This is a genomic window from Streptomyces sp. SPB074 (assembly GCF_000154905.1).
Lineage (GTDB): Bacteria > Actinomycetota > Actinomycetes > Streptomycetales > Streptomycetaceae > Streptomyces.
On sequence record NZ_GG770539.1, the window covers coordinates 3,746,237 to 3,749,793 of the forward strand.

Sequence of the window (3,557 nt, forward strand, 5' to 3'; positions counted from 1 at the left end):
ACAGCGCCACCGCCGCCCCCGGCACCGCCGAACCGGCCGCGCCTGTCGCCCCACCCACCGAGCCGGGCGCCGAGGCCCCTGAGCCGGGCGCCGAGGCGCCCGAGGCCCCGCACCTCGAATTCGCCGGGAGCACCCCCTACGAGGACTACGTCCACGCCGACGTCCTCACGCACCTCCAGGAGCTGCGCTCCGAGGACCCCGGCGAGATGGTCTTCCTCGTGACGACCCAGGTCATGGAGTTGTGGTTCACCGTCCTCGTGCACGAGTGGGAGACCGCCGCGCGGGCGCTGCGCGAGGACGAGCTGCCGCGCGCGCTCGACGCGCTGCGCCGCTCGCGCCGCGAACTCGACGCCCTCAACGCCTCCTGGCTCCCGCTCGCCGGGCTCACTCCCGCCCAGTTCAACAGCTACCGCGGCGCGCTCGGCGAGGGCTCGGGCTTCCAGTCGGCGATGTACCGGCGCCTGGAGTTCCTGCTCGGCGAGAAGTCCGCCGCGATGCTCGTCCCGCACCGGGGCACGCCGCGCGCGCACGCCGAACTGGAGAAGGCGCTCCACGAGCCCGGCCTCTACGACGAGGCGCTGCGCTTCCTCGCCCGGCGCGGCCACCCCGTGCCGCCCTCCGTCCTCGACCGCGACCTCAGCCGCCGCTACGAGCCGTCCGAGCAGGTCGAGGCGGTGTGGGCGGAGATCTACCGGGGCGATCAGCGCGGCGAGGAGGTGCGGCTCGGCGAGGCACTCACGGACGTGGGCGAGCTGGTGTGGCGATGGCGCAACGACCACCTCACCGCGACCCGCCGCGCGATGGGCTCCAAGCAGGGCACGGGCGGCTCCGCGGGCGTCGCCTGGCTGGAGAAACGCGCCGCGAAGAGCGTCTTCCCCGAGCTGTGGACGGCGCGCGGCAATGTCTGAGCGCCACGAAGCGGACGCATCCGCACGTTCCGCGTCCGGGGACGACACCGCCGCCGCGCTCCGGGCCACCGCCCACCGGCTCGACGCCGAGGACCCGCTGCGCCCGGTGCGGGAGCGGTTCACGCTCCCCGAGGACGTCGTCTACCTCGACGGGAACTCGCTCGGCGCACTGCCGAAGGCCGTCCCCGGCCGCCTCGCCCACGTCGTCGGCCACGAGTGGGGCGCGCTCGGTATCCGCTCCTGGACCGAGAGCGGCTGGTGGGAGGCGCCCGAGCGGGTCGGTGAGCTGATCGCGCCGCTCGTCGGCGCGGCACCCGGGCAGGTCGTCGTCGGTGACTCGACCAGCGTCAACCTCTTCAAGGCCCTCGTCGCGGCCGTCCGGCTCGCCGGAGAGGGCCGCGACGAGGTGCTGGTCGACTCCTCGGCCTTCCCGACCGACGGCTACATCGCGGAGGCGGCGGTACGGCTGACGGGGCACCGCCTCGTCCCCGTGCTGCCCGCCGAGGTCCCGGGCCGGCTCGGCCCCCGTACCGCCGCCGTGCTCCTCAACCACGTCGACTACCGCACCGGGCGCCTGCACGACCTGCCCGCACTCACCGCCGCCGTGCACGAGGCGGGCGCGTACGCCGTCTGGGACCTGTGCCACAGCGCGGGCGCGCTCCCCGTGGGGCTCGACGCGCACGGCGTCGACCTGGCCGTCGGCTGTACGTACAAGTACCTCAACGGCGGCCCCGGCTCCCCCGCCTTCCTGTACGTGCGCGCCGCGCACCAGGCGGCGTTCGACTCGCCGCTGCCGGGCTGGAACTCGCACGCGGAACCGTTCGGGATGCGGCCCGCCTACCAACGCGCGCAGGGCGCGGCGGCCGGGCGGGTCGGGACCCCCGACATCCTGTCCCTGCTCGCCCTGGAGGCCGCGCTCGGCGTCTGGGAGGGCGTGGACCTCGCCGCCGTACGGGCCAAGTCGTTGGCGCTGACGGACTTCTTCCTGGAGTGCGTCGACCGGTACGCGCCGCCCGGACGCCTGGAGTCCGTCACCCCGGCCGCGCACGAGGAGCGCGGCAGCCAGCTCGCGCTGCGCAGCCCGCGCGCCGCCGAGCTGATGCCCCGCCTCATCGCGCGCGGCGTCGTCGGCGACTTCCGGCCGCCGGACATCCTGCGCTTCGGCTTCACCCCGCTGTACGTGGGATTCGCGGACGCGGAGCGCGCGGCGCGGGTGCTGGGGGAGGAGCTCGGCGCGGTGGGGTGAGGGCGGTGGGGTGAGAAGAGGGAGAGGCGCGGGGGGCGGGGGACGGGGGGCGGGAGTTCGGTGGGGCTCGGCCTGGTGGGAAGGGGCCCCGGGCCGGGGGCGGCGCTGTCGGCTCCGTACCCAACCCTCCGCCCGCTCCCACATCCGCGCCGTCGATTCCCCCCTTTCGGGTGGATTGCCGCAAGGCAGAGGTTTGCCCGGCTCTTCCCTGGTCAAACGGTCCCGTGCTGTTCCCGGCCGTGCACGGTGCGTGCGCGAGGCCGCCGTGCGCGGCGGGAACGGCACCACGGCGGGCGCGCGGCCCGCCGGATCACCCCGCACCCGTATCCGCGCACGTCACCCGCTGATAGCGTCCCGGCCGGTCGGAGGGGGCCGCCCGCGCGGCCCCGGAGGAACCGCGGGGGCCGCGCACACCTCGCGAAACCCGCAGGGACCGGACCCGCAGGACCGCGAACGCTGAGAGGTCGCACATGCCGGACGACGCCGTGGCCCGCGAGGCCGCCGAGGCGGAATCGCTCTTCGCGCACCGCGGGGTGCCGCCCGAGGCCACCCTGTCCTACGGCGAGCACCCCGACCAGCTCGTCGACTTCTACGCCCCGCGCGGTCCCGCGCACCCCGGCGGCCACCCCCTGGTCCTCGTCCTGCACGGCGGCGCCTGGCGGGCCACGTACGACAGGGCGCACCTGTCGCCCTTCGCGGGGCTGCTCGCGCGGCGCGGGTTCGCCGTCGCGCTCGCCGAGTACCGCAGAGGCGCTGGCCTGCCGGGGCAGGGCGCGAAGGCGCGGCCGGGGCGGTGGCCGGAGACGTTCGACGACCTCTCCGTCCTGCTCGACACGCTGCCCGAGCTCGCGGGCAAGGCGCTCCCGAGGACCGATCCCGCGCGCACCGTGCTGTGCGGGCACTCCTCGGGCGGTCACCTCGCGCTGTGGGCGGCGGCGCGCCACGTCCTCCCCGCCGACGCGCCGTGGCGCCGCGCCGAGCCGCCCGCGTTGCGCGGCGTCGTGGCGCTCGCACCCCTCGCCGACCTGGCCCTCGCGCGCGAACTGGGCGTCTGCGACGGTGCCGCGGAGCCCTTCCTGGGCGGTGCCGCGACATTCGGCGCGCGCCTGCCGTACGCCGATCCGGCCCGCCTGCTGCCGACCGGGATCGCGACGACGCTCGTGCAGGGCCGCGACGACACCGAGGTCCCCGCCGCCGTCGCCGAGTCCTTCGCCGACGCGGCCTCGGCGGCGGGCGAGCCCGTGGGCGTGACGCTGCTGGAAGGCGTCGGGCATTACGCGCTCGTGGACCCGGCGGCGGACGCCTCGGCGGTCGTGGCGGAGGAGATCGCGCAACTCGCCTGGTGAGCGCCGCTCCGGCCGCTCACGGGGCGGGCGCGTGAGCCGTCTGCGGGGGAGGAGGCG

At 76.4% G+C, this 3,557-nt stretch carries 3 protein-coding genes; all 3 read left to right on the forward strand.

Annotated elements, in window-relative coordinates; all coding sequences use genetic code 11:
• Positions 1–908 (forward strand): tryptophan 2,3-dioxygenase family protein (locus SSBG_RS15520; protein ID WP_234010545.1); only part of this gene is annotated, 908 nt, incomplete at its 5' end.
• The gene (kynU, locus tag SSBG_RS15525; protein WP_008747049.1) at positions 901–2,154 is read left to right on the forward strand and encodes a kynureninase; all 1,254 of its coding nucleotides are present in this window, start codon (positions 901–903) and stop codon (positions 2,152–2,154) included. The genes SSBG_RS15520 and kynU, both read left to right, overlap by 8 nt.
• Before the next feature lie 470 nt (positions 2,155–2,624).
• On the forward strand, positions 2,625–3,500 hold the full coding sequence (locus SSBG_RS15530) for an alpha/beta hydrolase (RefSeq protein WP_008747050.1): 876 nt from the start codon (positions 2,625–2,627) through the stop codon (positions 3,498–3,500).
• The last annotated feature ends 57 nt before the right edge of the window (positions 3,501–3,557 follow it).